This window comes from Lacipirellulaceae bacterium (assembly GCA_040218535.1).
Classification (GTDB): Bacteria; Planctomycetota; Planctomycetia; order Pirellulales; family Lacipirellulaceae; genus Adhaeretor.
In genome coordinates this window covers 957719-973012 of record JAVJRG010000005.1, presented here as the reverse complement: position 1 = coordinate 973012, position 15294 = coordinate 957719, and the positions used below count along the sequence as shown (strand labels likewise).

At 55.6% G+C, this 15294-nt stretch carries 11 protein-coding genes; 3 read left to right on the top strand and 8 right to left on the bottom strand.

Annotated elements, in window-relative coordinates:
* Positions 1 to 9: 9 nt before the first annotated feature.
* On the bottom strand, positions 10 to 2781 hold the full coding sequence (gene topA / locus RIB44_04130) for a type I DNA topoisomerase (protein MEQ8615761.1): 2772 nt from the start codon (positions 2779 to 2781) through the stop codon (positions 10 to 12).
* Positions 2782 to 3216: 435 nt separating this feature from the next.
* On the opposite strand from topA, the gene RIB44_04125 reads away from it, so the two are divergent.
* Positions 3217 to 5616, top strand: coding sequence for a hypothetical protein (locus RIB44_04125; protein ID MEQ8615760.1), 2400 nt, complete (start codon positions 3217 to 3219; stop codon positions 5614 to 5616).
* Positions 5617 to 5731: 115 nt separating this feature from the next.
* Here RIB44_04125 and glgB read toward each other — a convergent pair whose 3' ends face one another.
* The 5 genes from glgB to RIB44_04100 form a co-directional block, all read right to left on the bottom strand.
* Positions 5732 to 7960 carry a 1,4-alpha-glucan branching protein GlgB gene (glgB, locus tag RIB44_04120; GenBank protein MEQ8615759.1) on the bottom strand — a complete coding sequence of 743 codons (2229 nt, stop codon included), beginning with the start codon at positions 7958 to 7960 and terminating at the stop codon, positions 5732 to 5734.
* A 95-nt stretch (positions 7961 to 8055) separates the two neighbouring features.
* On the bottom strand, positions 8056 to 8646 hold the full coding sequence (locus RIB44_04115; protein MEQ8615758.1) for an RNase H family protein: 591 nt from the start codon (positions 8644 to 8646) through the stop codon (positions 8056 to 8058).
* Positions 8647 to 8911: 265 nt separating this feature from the next.
* Positions 8912 to 10240, bottom strand: coding sequence for an HD domain-containing protein (locus RIB44_04110; GenBank protein MEQ8615757.1), 1329 nt, complete (start codon positions 10238 to 10240; stop codon positions 8912 to 8914).
* A gap of 8 nt (positions 10241 to 10248) precedes the next feature.
* On the bottom strand, positions 10249 to 10977 hold the full coding sequence (locus tag RIB44_04105; protein MEQ8615756.1) for a hypothetical protein: 729 nt from the start codon (positions 10975 to 10977) through the stop codon (positions 10249 to 10251).
* 100 nt (positions 10978 to 11077) lie between these two features.
* On the bottom strand, positions 11078 to 11578 hold the full coding sequence (locus RIB44_04100) for an acetolactate synthase (protein ID MEQ8615755.1): 501 nt from the start codon (positions 11576 to 11578) through the stop codon (positions 11078 to 11080).
* A 191-nt stretch (positions 11579 to 11769) separates the two neighbouring features.
* Here RIB44_04100 and RIB44_04095 point away from each other — a divergent pair, with 191 nt between their 5' ends.
* The gene (locus tag RIB44_04095; protein ID MEQ8615754.1) at positions 11770 to 12180 is read left to right on the top strand and encodes a thioesterase family protein; all 411 of its coding nucleotides are present in this window, start codon (positions 11770 to 11772) and stop codon (positions 12178 to 12180) included.
* A gap of 114 nt (positions 12181 to 12294) precedes the next feature.
* Complete coding sequence (locus RIB44_04090) at positions 12295 to 12879, top strand: DJ-1/PfpI family protein (protein MEQ8615753.1); 585 nt, start codon at positions 12295 to 12297, stop codon at positions 12877 to 12879.
* A gap of 164 nt (positions 12880 to 13043) precedes the next feature.
* Here RIB44_04090 and RIB44_04085 read toward each other — a convergent pair whose 3' ends face one another.
* On the bottom strand, positions 13044 to 13787 hold the full coding sequence (locus tag RIB44_04085; protein MEQ8615752.1) for a gamma-glutamyl-gamma-aminobutyrate hydrolase family protein: 744 nt from the start codon (positions 13785 to 13787) through the stop codon (positions 13044 to 13046).
* Positions 13788 to 14404: 617 nt separating this feature from the next.
* Positions 14405 to 15154 carry a CPBP family intramembrane glutamic endopeptidase gene (locus RIB44_04080; protein ID MEQ8615751.1) on the bottom strand — a complete coding sequence of 250 codons (750 nt, stop codon included), beginning with the start codon at positions 15152 to 15154 and terminating at the stop codon, positions 14405 to 14407.
* Between the last annotated feature and the right edge of the window lie 140 nt (positions 15155 to 15294).

Below are 15294 nucleotides of genomic sequence, written 5' to 3'. Positions count from 1 at the left end.
TGAGCGTCGTTATGACTTCTTCTTCGTCGCCGATTTCTTTTTCGCAGGAGCCTTCTTCTTGGTCGTCGACTTCTTCTTCGCGGTAGTCTTTTTCTTCGTGGTCGACTTCTTCTTGGCAGCTTTCTTCTTCGCTTTCTTTTTCTTCACGGGACCTTTGGCTGCTTTTTCGGCCAACATATCCAGTGCCGCGTCGAAGGTGATTTCCTCGGGGGTCATGCCTTTGCGGAGCGAGATGTTTGTAGTCCCGTCAGTGATGTACGGGCCAAAGCGTCCGTCGAGAATCTGGACTGGCTTCTCAGTAACCGGGGAAGGCTTTTCGTACACTCGCAAGGGAGGCTTCTTGGCGGCTCCTCGACCACGGGTTTTTGGCTGAGCTAGTAACTCGACGGCTTTCTCAAAGGTCACATCCAGCGGCGAGATATCCTCTGGTAACGATCGCGTTTCCGTGCCGCACTTGATGTAGGGGCCGTAGCGTCCGTTGTGGGCGACAATCATCTCACCCGTGCGTGGGTCGGGTTTCTCTTCGCCTTCTTTGTCTTTGACCGGGGGCATCTCTTTGTGAACGCCCAACTCGCGCGGTAAGGTTAGCAGTTTGAGGGCCGTCTCAAAGTCGATGTTCGCCGGCTCCATCCCCTTTAGCAGCGAAGCATTCTGAGGCTTTTCCTCATCGTCGGGGTGGCCCCGCTGAATGTAGGGACCGAATCGCCCCGTCTTTAGGTAAACCGGCTTCTTCGTCTCAGGACAGACTCCCAAAGGCTCGTCAGCTAGCTGGGCTTGCTCCAAGAGTTGCAGAGCCATCTCAACGGTGACTTCATCGGGGCAGGTGTCCTCAACAAGCGAGGCTGTGCGGTCGCCCTGTTCGATGTAAGGCGAATAACGACCGACGCGGACGAAAATCTCTTCGCCGTCGTCCGGCTTCCCAATGTAGATCCGACTAATGGCAGCCGGGTCGATCTCATCGATCTTGTTCTCGAGCTGCTTTTTCAGCCCCGGTTTGCCGTTGCCAAAGTAGAACTTCTCCAGGTACTGCGTCTGCTGCTCTTCACCACGGCTAATCGAGTCGAGGTCGTCTTCCATCTGTGCGGTGAACTGGTAATCGACCAGCCCAGCGAGGTGATCCTCAAGCAACCGAACCACCGAGAACGCCACCCAAGTCGGCACGAGGGCACTCGCCTTCTTGAAAACGTAGTTACGTGCCTGAATCGTATCGATAATCGAAGCATAGGTACTCGGGCGGCCAATGCCCCGCTCTTCCAAGGCTTTTGTCAGCGAAGCTTCGCTGTAACGCCCGGGTGGCTGCGTGACATGCTCTTTGGCTTCAAGCTTCACGCAAGAAAGGACTTCACCCTCTTCGACGCTCGGCAGTAGCTTCTCTTGGTCAGCCAGTACCGCGTTCGGGTCGTCGGAGCCTTCCACATAAGCACGCAGGTAACCAGGGAAGTCGATGGTTTTCCCGCTAACCGTGAAGACGCACCCTTCACCTTCGATGGTGATCGCAATCCGCCGTCCGCGGGCATCCGACATTTGGCTGGCGATGGTCCGCTTCCAGATGAGATCGAATAGGCGAAACTCGTCGTTATTCAGCTTCGATTTCATTTCTTCGGGTAGTCCGAAGGGATGTCCGGCAGGGCGGATCGCTTCGTGAGCTTCCTGAGCGTTTTTCACCTTGCCTTTGTAGATCCGCGGCTGGTCGGGCAGGTAATCTTTGCCGTAGTTCTCATCCACCAACTTGCGGGCATCTTCAATCGCCACGGACGCCAGGTTGGTCGAATCCGTACGCATGTAAGTGATGTGGCCGTTTTCATACAGGCTTTGTGCGACCTGCATCGTCCGGCGTGCCGTGAAATTGAGCTTGCGATTACACTCTTGCTGGAGCGTGCTTGTCGTAAAGGGCGCATACGGTTTGGTGGTGTAGGGCTTCTCTTCAACTTTGGTGACGCGGAACTCGCCACTGCGGATTTTCTCGGCTAAGTCGCGAGCGGCTTGTTCATCGAGGTGGCAGAAATCCTGGCTCTTGAGTTTGCCGGTCGAAGAATCGAAGTCCTTACCGGCGGGGATCTTTTTGCCATCGACCGAGACAAGCGTTGTCTCGAGCTCCTGTTTGTTGCTTTTCGCAAAAGTGCCGAGCAAGTCCCACCAACTCCCAGAGACAAACGCCATGCGTTCGCGTTCCCGCTCGACGATTAAGCGAACGGCAACGCTCTGCACGCGTCCTGCGGAAAGCTTCGGTTTTACTTTTCTCCAAAGCAGCGGCGAAACCTCGTAGCCGAACAGGCGGTCGAGAATGCGGCGGGTTTCTTGCGCCTTCACCAAACCCTCGTCGACCTCACGCGGTCCTTCGAGCGCTTCTTCGATGGCACTCTTGGTAATTTCGTGGAACACCAAGCGGTGGACGGGCACTTTCGGCTTGAGTAACTCGAGCAGATGCCAACTGATCGCTTCCCCTTCGCGGTCTTCATCGGTCGCGAGGTAGAGAGCGCTGGACTTCTTCAGCTCGTCCTTGAGCATCTTAATGTGTTTCGACTTTCCCGGCGGCACAACGTAGATCGGCTTGAAGTCGTCCTCGACGTTCACGCCCAAGCTGGCCCACTTCTCGCCTTTGTACTTGGCGGGAATCTGGGCGGCTCCCTGGGGAAGGTCCCTCACGTGACCGATGCTCGCCTCGACACGGAACCCGCTACCGAGGTACTTCCCGATCGTTCGTGCCTTGGCCGGTGACTCCACAATCACCAGAGATTGGCCGTTGCCGTTACCGCCTGAGTTTGTCTTTTTCTTTGCCATGAAATGGGAATTGCTTGAATTCTATTGACGTTGATCCACTTGATGCCCAGCTATGAGACCTTATCTGACTTGTACCGACACGTTCATGAGCAAAGTCAGCCCCGGCGTGCCTCATCCGAGTAAGCCGCATGAGCCGACTTCGCAGACTGCCCAAATCCTGCATCGGAAATAGCGAAATTGGCTCTCTGGTCCGACCGGCGAATCGACCACACTACTGATTGGGATTGCATTTACGTCAATCTCACCTAGAATCAGCCGATTACCCGCGACGCGTTTGCGACACCCCAGGCAGGGGACCGTCAGCGTCGTCGGACTGATCCAATGATTACTTCTGCTCGGGCCGAATTGTCAAGCCTCCGCCCGACAAGATTTTCAGATTTAGGGTGCATCATGGCCGGCTCGTTTTCCTATTTTCGCAAGAATCAAAAGCTATTTATGGCTGCCGCAACAGTGCTAGCCATTTTCATTTTTGTCTTTGCGACAGCTTTTGACGGCTCCAGCGGACAGGGCGGACCTCGCAACGCGAATGCCACCGTCGCCTCGTGGGATGGCGGTTCGATCACCGAAGCAAAGCTCGACCAACTGGTCCGGCAGCGCAGCAGTGCGAACAACGTGCTCCGACAACTTCTCTTCGGCACCGCTACTATGGAAGAGCTGCAGTATCAGCAAATCCCTCGGCCTAGCTTCATCTACGACTCTCAAAATACAACTTTCAGGCAGCTCCAAAGCCTAGCGATTGACTTGGAGTTTACCGCTGCGAAAGCGGAAGAGGCCGGTATTTCCGTCAATCCGGCCATGATTACCGAGTATCTCAAGCACTGGACGCAAGGCCGTGCCAGCGGCACCGAAGTTAAGAACGTTTTCGCTGCCGTCGGTCGCGGGGACGCACTCAATACCGAACGTGCCGTGTATGCCACACTGCAAAAGTTGCTTCTCAAGTACCACTTCGAGCGTAGTTTTGAAGACCCTGCACGTGTGATGCTTCCTGTCGAGCGGTGGAACGATTGGCGGAAGGTCAACGAGTTGGTCTCGGTCCAGGCAGCCGTCTTGCCGATCGAAGACTTCATCGATGAGGTGCCTGATCCGAGTAACTCGCAGCTTAACAGTTTCTATGAAGAGTACAAAGACCGTGACTCGAATCTGGTCGATCGCGTCAACGGTCGGCAACTCCCGGCAAGCAGCCCCGGCTTTGCCCAACCGGCGACCGTCACCCTGCGAGCCCTCAAGGGCAGCCTGATTCAGTGGCGTGACAAGTCGCTTGATGACGTGACGGACGAAGCGATTGAGAAGTTCTACGAAGAGAACAAAGATCGTTTATTCGTTAAGAAACAGGACGAATCCGAGGAGGAAACCTCGGAAGCCGAAAGTGAAGAGGAGGCAGACGAAGAGCAAGACGCAACGGACGAGGAAGCTAAGTCGCCAGAAGAGGAAGAAACCGCCACTGACGACGAAGAGGAAGACTCCGTAGCCGAAGAAACCGCAGAGTCTGATTCCGACACTACCGAAGCCACCTCAGAGGCAACCGAAGAAGCGAACGAAACGGAATCAGCTACCGAAGGCAACACTTCGGAAGAGTCCGCCTCGTCCGAAGAAGAGGAGGAAGAGGAAGAGAGTGAAGAGACAACCGATGACACAGCAGACGCCGAGCAGTCCGATGCAGGCGAATCAGAAACGGACACCTCTGAAACCGAGGATGAATCTGAAAGCTCTAGCGACGCAGACGCAGAGGAAGCCGCCAACGAAAAGGACACTGCTGAGGACGCTTCTAACGACGAATCGGCAGCGAAAGAGTCTTCCGAAGATGAAGACGACCGCTACAAAGTTGAGTATCAACCACTGGACGACAAGCTACGAGAATCGATCCGCAAGCAGTTAGCCATGGAAATCGCTTCCGAGAAACTCCAAACTCAAATGGAGAAGGCCGAACAGAAGCTCTCCAAGCTCTACACAAAGTACGGCACAGCCAAGGTTACGGCTGAACAAAATAAGGAAGACACACCCGAGGTACCGGCGTTGCTGAGAAATCCGGAGCCACTCGCGGAGGAACTAGGCCTCTCCTACGAGAAGATTCCTTCGATGACCCAGCGTGCGATGATCGAGGAGACGCTCATTGGCAAAACGTACGAAGTGCAAGGGGACATGCGGAGCGTGGCCAACTTTGCTTTCCGTGGAAGCGAATTGTTCGAGCCTTATCTGACGAGCGAAGACCCCACAGACAACAACCCAAATCTCTACGGCAATGGTGACTGGTACCTGATCGTTAAGGTTGCCGAAACGCCTCGAACTGTCCCAGAGCTCGAGGACATCAAGGACGAAGTCACCGAGGCTTGGAAAAGAAGCGAAGCAGCGAAACTCGCTCAGGCTCGGGCTGAAGAGTTGGCTGCTGAGTGGAACAAGTCGCAGCCGACCTTCTTCGAGTTCTTCAACGACAAAGAAATCAAGGTCGAAACCACGGACCCGTTCGCCTGGCTATCGTTCCCACCCAATGCGGCAGGGAGAGCTGCCCCCCGCCTGACTGAGGCACCGGGGCTTGAAAACGCCGGGGTGGAACTGATGGAAACCATCTTCTCGCTCGATGATGAGCAAGCAGAAGCCGCTCTGAATCACGACAAGTCGATCGCCTACGTCGTGAAGATTCATCGACGTGAAAGCACGAAAGAACAGCTCCGCACGACGTTCCTCAACGAAGCTGACAGTTGGCTAGGCTGGCGACAAATGTTCCAGGTCGATCAGCGCGAGTTCGTCAATAAAGTCCAAGAGCAAATCCGAGAACGCTCTGGCTTCGAATTCGACGAGGAGTGGCTCGAACGGATGCGAAGTGAGGGGCGCGAGTAACGCACAGTGGCCCTCTCGCTCCGCGAGAGGAAATGCGACACTCTCACTGACGAAACCTAAGCGAGCACCTCGCAAACCTATCTGTTCGCTGCTATTCTCTCGCGGAGCGAGAGTGCTATGGTTGGTCTGGCTTTAGCACGATGGTCGACAATGGCGGTAACGTCAACTCCAGCGAGAACGGTCGGCTGTGACTCTCCATGTCGTCGGCTTGCACGCCAGGATAATTCCCTACGTTGCTGCCGCCATAGAAGCTGGAATCCGTGTTTAGAATCTCCCGATACCAGCCTCCCGTGGGGACGCCGATCCGGTAGTGTTCTCGAACGACCGGCGTAAAGTTGCAGATCACCACGACGAAGTCCTCTGGCTTTTTCGCTCGACGGACGTAAGCGAGAATGCTGTCGGCGTGGTTGTGACTGTCGAGCCACTCGAAGCCCGTGTGCTCGAAATCAACTTCGTGCAGGGCCGGTTCGTTGCGATAAACGCGGTTTAGGTCGCCTACCAGTTTCTGGACGCCCTGGTGCGTTTCCCACTGCAGGAGATCCCACTGAAGCTCATGGTCGCAGTCCCATTCGTTCCACTGGCCTATTTCGCTGCCCATGAACATCAGTTTTTTGCCAGGATGGGTCCATTGATAGCCGTACAGTAGTCGAAGGTTCGCAAACCGCTGCCACAGGTCCCCCGGCATCTGGTCGAGCATCGATCCTTTGCCGTGGACCACCTCGTCGTGCGAGAACGGCAGCATGAAGTTCTCAGTGAAGGCGTAGATCAACGAGAACGTCAGTTCGTCATGGTGGTACTGACGATGGATCGGTTCGTGCCGCATGTATTGCAGGGTATCGTTCATCCAACCCATATTCCATTTGAGGCTGAACCCCAAGCCGCCCACGTAAGTCGGGCGAGAAACGCCTCCCCAGGCGGTCGATTCTTCAGCGATGGTTAACGTGCCAGGATGCTGGAGGTGGACCTGTTCGTTAAATTCCTTGAGCAGCGAAATCGCTTCGAGATTCTCTCGTCCGCCGTACTGATTCGGTACCCAATCGCCTTCCTCGCGACTGTAATCGAGATAAAGCATCGAGGCGACGGCGTCGACGCGAAGGCCGTCGATGTGGTACTTATCGAGCCAGAAGAGGGCGTTCGAGGTCAGGAAGTTACGAACTTCGTTGCGTCCATAATTGAAAACCTTCGTCCCCCAGTCGGGGTGCTCGCCCTGGCGCGGGTCGGCGTGTTCGTAAAGGGCCGTCCCGTCGAAGTGCGCGAGCCCGTGCCCGTCTTTTGGGAAATGTGCAGGTACCCAGTCGATAATCACGCCGATGCCATTCTGGTGGCAATGATCAACAAAGTACATAAAGTCTTCAGGCGAGCCGTAACGGCTGGTGGCAGCGTAGTAACCGACCGTTTGATAGCCCCAGCTTCCGGTGAACGGATGCTCGCTGACTGGCATCAGTTCCAGGTGGGTGTAGCCGAGCTCTTTGCAGTAGTCGACGAGTTGATGGGCCAGTTCGCGGTAGTTGAACCATTGCCCGTCGGAATTTTTCTTGTGATCTTTCTTCCAGCTCCCGAGATGCACTTCGTAGACCGACATCGGCGAAGAGAGCGCATTCGCCCCGTCAGCACGGTTCTCGATCCACTCTCCGTCGCCCCAAGTGTAGGTATCGAGATCCGCAACAACGTTCGCGGTTCGCGGCGGAATCTCGGCAGCGAAGCCGTAAGGATCGCACTTCTCAAGGACGTTGCCGTGGTTCTTCAGCGAGTACTTATAGTGCGTTCCGGCGTCGATCCCGGGGATGAACAGCTCCCAGACGCCCTGGGGGATGTGCTTCCGCATCGCGTGCTTGCGGCGGTCCCAACCGTTGAATTCGCCAATGATGCTGACGCTCTCCGCGTTGGGTGCCCAGACGGCGAAGTTCACGCCCTTCACATCATTAACCGTGCGGACATGGGCGCCCAGCTTTTCGTAGCTATTCCAGTGCCGGCCCTCGCCGAGTAAGTAGAGGTCGTATTCGCTGAGCAAAGGGGGAAATGCGTAGGGGTCGTGCATCGTCACTTGTTGGCCTGAAGACTCGAGTTTCTTGAATTGGTAATTGCGTCCCTGCTCTTGGTCGTGAACCTCCCGTGAGGTAATCGCCTCAAACAATCCCGCTGGGTGGATCCGTCGCATCGGCTGCGAGCACCCCTGCTGAGGATCGATCAGCCACATCTGCTGAGCGTCCGGCTGGAAGCTTCGAACTGCCAACGCATTCCGCCCCTCTTCGCTGACCTCGTGCGGTCCCAAAACGGCGTGGGGGTTCTCGGTGTACCCGTGAATCACGGGCGCGAGCGACATAACGTCGATTTGAGTTTGCACGGCAATTCTTCCTGAATGGCAGTTTGTAGTGTCTGTTGTACTAGAAACGGGACGGGAAAGTAGGGAAAAAAGGTGTTTCGGGGCGATCTCATGCCCTAGTTGGTTGCCATTTCTGGACTTGTGATCTGCCCGATTGTCTCAGTGGCTCGCCGCAGGCGCTCCTTTGCGGCAACAACCAATCCTGGACTACCCGAACCGTCGACCCGAATCCGCCTTCGCCGACGTTTTGTATTGACTGGGACTTCCTCGCCTGCGGTTGCTGAAACGCTCTCGTCCGCAGTTTCAAAGGGAGTGCCGAATTGCCAGAGTCGGCAATCCATCTCGTGGAACTTGAGTGCTCCGTCCACACGCCGCCAAAGATCGTCATCACGCACCGGACGTAGCTTGCCGAAGCGTTCCCACTTCCATTGCCGTTCCCGCCACTGGGGCAGCCCGCGTTTCAGTCCGCGGCTCACGTAGCGGCTTTTCGTCACAAGCGTCACCCGCGATGGGCCGTCGAGCGATTCCAACGCTCGCACGACGGCCAACAACTCGAGTCGCTCCGAGCAAGCGGTGGGCTCAGCACCGCTGGCCGAAAACTGGCGATTGGTCAGCACTTCTTGCAGGACGAACCGCCAGATGGCCACATCGTTCTCGTCGCGACTCGCTTCGGAGAAAAGCAGGTAATGCTTCGGGGAAGGTCTCATCGAAAATTGCCGGTTTGAACGAGGCAGTGCTGGGGAGGGGACAGCACCGCACTCGCATCCTGATCGCGCTGCTCCGCAATTCCCTGGGAGCCGCTGCGGGGATCGTCACTTTCGGAGACGCACATCCGTCGCGTAACCGTCAAGGTCGCTCGCCTTGACAATGTAAGACATCGGCATGCTTTGCGCAGTCACTCCAGATTAACACGTGAAATGCTAGCAAGTTTTTTAGAAAGTCCCACTCAGAGGCGAAGAGATCGCAGAGTAATTATTGGCTGCAGATGAACGCTGATAAACGCTGAGGACCGATGGAACTGTCTCTTAGAGCACTGGAAACTCGCGAGTTCGCAAATACGCGCACCTTCTTCACAAAGTCGTCAAACTGCTGCTTCGCGAGCGTGCGGACCACAGGAGAAATCTCCCCCAGTCGTCGATAGCGATCGGCCTTGCGATCAAAGACGTCGATTTGAAATTGCACCTCTAGCGCTACTGGGGGAGCATCGATCAGTAACTCATGTGTGGAGATCGAAGAGCCAAGTTCGCTGCTTAGCCGGTCCGCCAGTTTTTTGGCACTTGTGATGAGTTGCTCGAAAGGCTGGTGAGCGATTTGGTTGTACTCGTCTGGCGACTCGTGAAACGTGTACTCCGCTACTCGCTTATAAAGCCGCCGCTCCGGACCAAAGAGCCCGCTCACTAAATCTTCAACAGGCTCTCCCGCCGAAGCTTTCCTGAGAGCGGCGATCATCTCCGCGTCGGTCATCGTCAGCATCCCAGCCAGCTCTGGCTTGTCGCGCAATTCGAAGTAGGCCCTTTGTAGCATTGCCGTGGCGGAACGGACCGCGTGGTGCCAGTAGACTTCGCTGAACATGACATACCGGGCGAATACCATCATCTCCGCGGCGGTTTTACCTTTGGTGCTGATCGCGATTCGCTTGCCCGCTTCATCCATGCAAAGGCTTTGGATGAGTCGCGGGGCGTCGAAATTCTGTCCGTAGGGCACCCCCGCATGAAGGCTGTCGCGACGAAGATAATCAATCTTGTCGACGTCGATGGGCCCAGAGAGCATACTCTGCACGGTTCGCTCCGCCGCATCCCGCGGCTCGCCGCTGAGCAGGTGCACGACTTCCTCGGGAGTAACTGCCCAATCCTCTCGCAAGGCTTTCTCTAGTGCCGTGTCATTCAGTTGCGATTCGGCGGCCGACTCGTGACTCGGCACCGACTTAAGACCAATATCCTCAATCGGATGGCAAAACGGCCAGTGACCAACATCATGCAGCAGTGCGGCAACGATGAAGCGCTCCGCCATCTCGGCATCGACGACTGCAGCAAAGCGAGAATCCTCAGCCAAACGATCAAGGAAAAGCAAAGCGATGCGATAGACACCTAGCGAATGTTCAAACCGCGTATGCGTCGTCCCGGGATAGACGTGTCCCACCAATCCAAGCTGGCTGATGGAAGCAAGACGGCGAAACGGTGCGGTATCCATCAAACGACGCACACGTGGTGTCACCGGGACATCGGTCTCGGGAGGAATCCTGACAACGCCGCTGCTTGAGCGCAACGCGGCAACTTCTGGGATCTGGTGAATCGATTTCATCACGATCCCTATCCGGTCGCCCAGGTACCTGCTGGCCAATCCATGCCTGGCAGGAGCGAAAGCCCCATGAGCAGTCGCAAGAGCACGGTAACTACCAGAAAGAGTGCGAAATGGAAGAACCCGGTGATCGGTTCCAGATCGAAGCTCACAAAGGAGGCGAAGGTGCCGATGCCGAGCATGAGGCCAAGCGGAATAAGCAGCTGAACCATTTCGAGGCCTTCCTTATAGGAATCCTCCTCAAAGATTTGGCCTGCCACAAAGACATACATGCCCCAGAGCAGCGCAAAAACCAATCCGCAGGCCAAAGATCGGATGTAGAGGTCGGTGCCTTCATAGCTGCCAAGTTCGTCGTCCTTCAAGAAGGAGTACCCGGCGTAGGCGAGCAGCGGACCAAGGAGAACTGCCCCCGCGGTCAACACCCAGATGGTCATTTCACCCAAGTCGCTAAACCGCGCTAGTAAGGCAATCGCAATGGTCAGCACGGTAGTCCCAATGATGACTACCAGCATGTTCATGCCGACCTTGGTTTCCTTCCGCTTGATGGGCTTGAGAACCGACTCACCCTTGGCGTTTTTCGCTCCCGCTTCAAGCTCAGGAGCATGGATGACGACTTCATCCTCAGCTTTGGGGATTTCGATCGGCCCTTTGCACTTCGGGCAGGCCCCCGTCTTGCCGGCATGTTGATCTCCCACTTTGAAGCGGGTGTGGCACTTGGGACAGGTGACGCGTATCGGCATGGCACTGTAAAACCACACTCCGTGTGGTCAGGGGATGGGATGGTTGAGGTTTATGGAGAGCTAACCACGCGGAGCGTGGTGTTACTGTGGGCAAGCGGGGCTACTCATACTCTTTCAAGTCGTCCTCATTGAGCGAGGTAAATCCCTTGTTTGCAAGCGTATCGGAGGCCATATCGATGTTGTCCACCATCAGGGCAACCGCCGGGCGACCGTTCGGCCCGGGGAGCAACGGATAGACCTGGGTGATGTTCACTTCCGCTTGCAGCAGTGCCGTGCAAACCTGGAGCAACGGCTGATGACTATCGGGAAGTTCGACACCAATTAGATCAGACTCTACGATCGGAAGCCCAGCACGCTCCAAGACTTCACGACCTTGCTCCGGGTCGCTCAACAAAAAACGTGCGACGGCACATTCCGTCGAGTCCGTGATCGTTAAAGCAACAATCCGGACGTTGCTGCCCTCAAAACGACGAACCACTTCCAGAAGCTGCCCAACACGATTTTCCAAGAACACCGTAAACTGACGGATCGAGGGATAGTCGTGTCCCCGCATCGTCAGGAAATCGACTCCTTGGCCACCTTCGCCCTCGTCAGAATCCATCATACTGCTTTACTCCAGAAAAGCTCTGCCAGCCTGGCACACGCGAAGCGTACATTCTATCCATTCTCGCCAATCGCACCAATATACGCTTGTGCCAGCACTGTCGCAACGCGAACGCGAGGGTAGGACTCCGCCCGAGAATCACCTACGATGCACCACTCACACAGCATTTAAGAGAATAGGCTGCCACTATGGCCGAGCACGAATTCGAGATCGAAGTCCGCTATTACGAGACCGACGGCCAGGGAGTGGTCCACCACGCCAATTACTTCCAGTATTTCGAACTCGCCCGCGTCGAGATGCTCAAGGCTCACGGGCATGCCTACGCCGACCTGGAACGCGACGGCATTCTGCTGGTCGTCCACAGCATCTCTTGCCGTTATCACCGACCGGCAATGTTTGGTGACCGCCTTCGCATCCACACCCGCGTGACGAATCTCACCATGGCACGGCTCGAACACGAATACAAAGTGTTCCGCGACAACGAACTTCTCGCCGAAGGCCAAAGCACGCTCGCTTGCATCGACCGAAACGGCAACATGCGACGAATGCCTGAGATCTTTTTCGTTGATGTCGAAGGGGATTCCTCGAGCGCTCAATAGTCATTCCTATCAGGTTAGCCGCCGACCTTAGTCGACGCATGGTTCGCAAACAATCCGAGCGTCGACCAAGGTTGGCGGCTGGCTTTTTCTAAAATACAAACGGTAAATTAAAAAATGAGCAATCTTAAAGTCCTCATGATTGTTGGCGACTTCGTCGAAGATTACGAAGCCATGGTGCCGAAGCAGATTTTGGAAACGCTGGGCGTGCAAGTCGATACGGTATGTCCCGACAAGAAGGCAGGAGAGACCGTCGCGACAGCGATTCATGACTTCGAAGGCCACCAAACGTACAGTGAGAAGCCTGGGCATAACTTCGCGATCAATCTCGATTGGTCTGGCATTGAAGAGTCCGCCTATGACGGCTTAGTGCTTCCCGGGGGCCGTGCGCCTGAGTATCTGCGGCTGAATGAGCGGGTGCTGGAGATGGTCCGCTACTTTGACTCCTCGGCTAAGCCGCTAGCGGCTACTTGTCATGCGGCTCATATTTTGGCTGCCGCAAAAGTCGTTGAGGGGAAACGCTGCCAGGCGTATCCGGCGCTTCGTCCGGAATTGGAACTCGCGGGGGCGACTTGGGACGAGCCGAGCGAGGGCCTCGATAGTGCGTGTGTTGATGGCCATCTCGTGACCGCCCCTGCGTGGCCTGCTAATGCGAACTGGATGCGCGAGTTCGCCAAGTTGCTTGGAATCGCTCTAGGCTAATTTGCACGGACCTAGCGCAAAAAAACCCGGCGTCGACATCCGTCGCCAACGCCGGGTTCGGTCCTCACCAGGAAGGCAGTGAGATAATAACGGAGGGCATCCATGCCCTCGGAAACGACAGCCAATCCATGGCCGCGTGCGGGTCTCCTCCTGAGCACGAAATACTAAGCGACTAAGCGTACCTGCGAGCTCATCTCGTGGACGCCAGCCAAGAACTCTTCGAAGATTCTTTGGTCCAATGCTGAGGCCGTTTCGGCTTCAGGGTGAAACTGTGTACCGAAAGCGAACCAATCTTGCTGGGTGCTCTCGATCGCTTCGACAATACCGTCTGGGCAACGGGCTGTGACTTGGAAGCCGGGTGCGACTTCATCAACAGCCATGTGGTGCATGCTGTTCACACGAAGTTCACCGTCGCCGTAGACACGGTCCATAATCGAACCAGCGGCTAGCTCTAACGTGTGACGATGCGAAGGGTCGAGCGGGTCGCGGTGAGGCAGAGCGTGCGGCACATCCTCAGGAATGTGCAACATGAGATTGCCACCTTGCGAAACATTGAGCAACTGCATCCCGGAACCAATGCCCAGGATCGGGAGCCGTCGTTCGCCGACCAACCGCATGAGCTTGCGATCAAACGATTCGCGGCGGGGATCTTGCAGCTTGACTGTCGGGTGAAGCATCCAACCATCACGGCGAGGATCGAGATCGGCCCCGCCAACCAGCATAATTCCGTCGAGGCGATCCAAGACATCAGCGATGTCTTGCTCGTCCTCGTAAGGCGGAATAACCACGGGAAGGCCGCCCGAGCGAAGAATCTCGTCGTAGTAGCCCGCTGCGATGTAGGTAAAAGCCGAGGAACTGTTGTCCGTGCGGCGATAATCTGCGTTCAATCCAATCAAAGGCTTCGACATGGTCTTGCGATCCTTTCCCGCGCCATCATTGGCGCTCTGCCATAGTTCCCAACAGGCGGATGACAACCAAGATCGGTAGAGAAGCTAATCCTTCTACGCATGTTTCTTGCGCAAAATGACATCAATGAACGATACCGCTGATAAAGCGGCGTGGTCTCGACACATCAGGCTCGAAAGACTCGAACGGCGGAATGTGCAGCCTCTCACATAACCAATCCGCAAATCTTTGCGGTCATTATGATGAGTTCCAATCCGTGGGTGCTGCCGGCGTCCCTACAAGATGTGTGACGACCTATGCGTCTCGAAATTCAGCCCCACCCAGCCATTCAATAATCTGAAGGCTAAGAATTTCCCTGGGGCTCGCACGTCAAACTAGTGACAGTGCAGAGAACGCTGCATTTGATCGACTTCCCTATCTATTCTTGGCACCAAACTCCTTTGGCTGGCGACCGTTGTCACGCGGTCTTTAGGTCAGAAATGCAAGTCACACAGAGAATACGCTTTGCGTAATTTATTACAAGCGAAAAGACTATGTTGGGCAGGAATTCTCTACGCTAGCACTATATGGCCGCAAAACCGGTATTCCAGTTTGCTGAGCCGTCTCCCGATTTCCATCACTATTGGATTAAATCGGCGACTAAGTGGTAACCAATCGCAAATATCCCCGCGTCAACAACTGCGTGGCTCAGCCAAGGTCCTTTGAGAGAGCCGCTCTGCTCGTAAAGCCAGGCCCACGCAATGCCACCGGCGGCCACGGCCAGAGAAAAAACCCACGTCGACCAATGCCCGAACCCAAAGAACTTCCCTAAGACAAGAACGTGGTGGGCCATAAAACCCAGGGCTGAGATAAGAATTGCCGCGTTCGTCGAAACGAAGGCTTTCAACTGTCGAAACACAAACCAACGCCAGTAGTATTCCTCAAGGAAGGAATGGCAAATCGTGTAGAACGCTCCCAGAATTGCGTACTTCCAAGGTGCGTCGATCCCGTACCCTTTGACCTTGGCGCGTATCTCATCCCCCGCGGAAGCGAAGAAGGCAGCATCTTTTAAGACAAACCAATAAAGGGCTCCGCCAGCCACCGCGACAGCCACTCCGAAGGCCATTCCTTGTAGCAGCCCTGAGGACTGCTGAGGCTCGTTGGATTCCAAAGCAGCTCGCCGACGCCTTTTCTGAACGAGGTAGACCCAGCCGACGGGAAACACGAATTGTAAGGTCTTCACGGTCGAAAAGACGCTTTGCTGCACGCCCGCGGAGAAGGTCTCCGCCTGAAAAAAATACGCCCAAGTAATCGCCGTGGGTAACACCATCGCCACAGCAAGGGCGATCAAGTCGGCACGGCGATGTGAGGCGGATGGATTCGAACTCATCGGGACTAGCTAGTTACTTTTACGGGATGAAACCTGGAGGGCCTTCCCTACAGATGCGATTGAACAACCTAACCTCAAGCCGCTCATTTACCAACGCGGCTTTGACGGCTATCGTTGGTTTTCTACGATTCGCTGTCTCC